Here is a 1,387-nt window from a genome sequence, read left to right as displayed (position 1 = left end):
TGTAGCCAATGGTATGGACACCCCTCACCCTTATCACACTGGATTAGCTACATTATATAAACATGGTTTATTCGTAGGATGGGAGGCTCAGATGGGAACGATTATTCGTGTGGGTGTCGATTTGGCAAAAAATGTGTTCCATATTCATGCTGTTGATGAAAATGAAAAAACGACCTGGCAGGGAAAATATGCAAGAAACACATGGTTAAAAGCGATCATGAAACGAGTGCCTTTTACAGCAATCATTGGAATGGAAGCATGTGGTTCCTCTCATTACTGGGCAAGAGAACTTATCAAAGCGGGGTATACAGTGAAGCTTGTTGCAGGTCAATTTGTAAAGCCTTATGTCAAAACGAATAAAAATGACAAAGTCGATGCTGAAGCCATTTGCGAAGCGATAAACAGGCCGAATATGCGCTTTGTGTCTGTAAAGACGAGCGAGCAACAAGATATTCAATCAATGCACCGTGTCCGAGAAGAACTAATTGCTCAGAGGACTGCCAGGGCTAATCAGATTAGAGGCTTAACCGCTGAATATGGAATCGTTGCACCTGTTGGTATCAGTAATTTGAGAAAACATATTCCCTACTGGTTAGAAGACGTAGAAAACTCGTTATCATTCCAATTTAGGGAGTTGCTACAAGTATTGTACGAAGATTTAATCACGCTAGATGAACGCATTGATAAGGTAACTAATAAGATAAAATTGAGTCTTAGTGACAACCCTGTTGCTCAAAGATTAATGAAAATCATCGGCATTGGCCCACTCGTTTGCAGTGCACTACTTATTGACCTTGGTGATGGCATGAGTTTTAAAAGAGGTCGAGATTTTTCGGCATCATTAGGGTTGGTTCCTCGACAATACAGTACTGGGGGACGAGAGAGGTTATTAGGTATAAGCAAAAGAGGCAATGGATACCTGAGAAAGTTATTGGTTCATGGCGCCAGAGCTGCATTTCGCTATGTTAAGGATAAAACAGACGCCTTAAGTTTATGGATCAAAAAGCTAAGTATCACTAAGCATCCGAACGTAGCGATCATCGCGCTTGCGAACAAGTTGGCAAGGATCTCGTGGGCTATTGTTGCCAAAGACGTTGAGTATGACGCATCTCGCGCTGCGGCTTAAATGTTATTGATTTTTGAAAACAGTTATATGAAGAATTGCATAGTAAAGAAATGATGGAAAATAGGTCAAACCAACATTATCAAAACCCAACCTGATCAAAGAGCTAATAGCTCGTGTAGCCGTTTGGGAGTTAATGTGCGGATAACGCCATTATGGTTCGATGCGCAATTAAGGCATCACTAATAAAACCGAATACACGTGGGCAGTTATACCTTCATTTTCATTAAAATTTACTTGCAATAGAGGGAGTGTCCATACACG

General features: G+C 41.0%; 1 protein-coding gene. It reads left to right on the top strand.

Annotated elements, in window-relative coordinates; genetic code table 11:
- Positions 1 to 13: 13 nt before the first annotated feature.
- Positions 14 to 1,126, top strand: coding sequence for an IS110 family transposase (locus tag R7Z41_RS23795; protein WP_257878905.1), 1,113 nt, complete (start codon positions 14 to 16; stop codon positions 1,124 to 1,126).
- The last annotated feature ends 261 nt before the right edge of the window (positions 1,127 to 1,387 follow it).

The sequence above is a fragment of the Vibrio sp. 1457 genome (genome assembly GCF_033340195.1).
Lineage (GTDB): Bacteria > Pseudomonadota > Gammaproteobacteria > Enterobacterales > Vibrionaceae > Vibrio > Vibrio alginolyticus.
The sequence above is the reverse complement of the archived record's forward strand: the minus strand, read 5'-3'. Positions and strand labels throughout refer to the sequence as shown.

What these genes read in the sequence shown, in the direction of transcription:
- R7Z41_RS23795 (WP_257878905.1), top strand. Translation starts at nt 14, where the DNA reads ATGGACACCCCTCACCCTTATCACACTGGATTAGCTACATTATATAAA.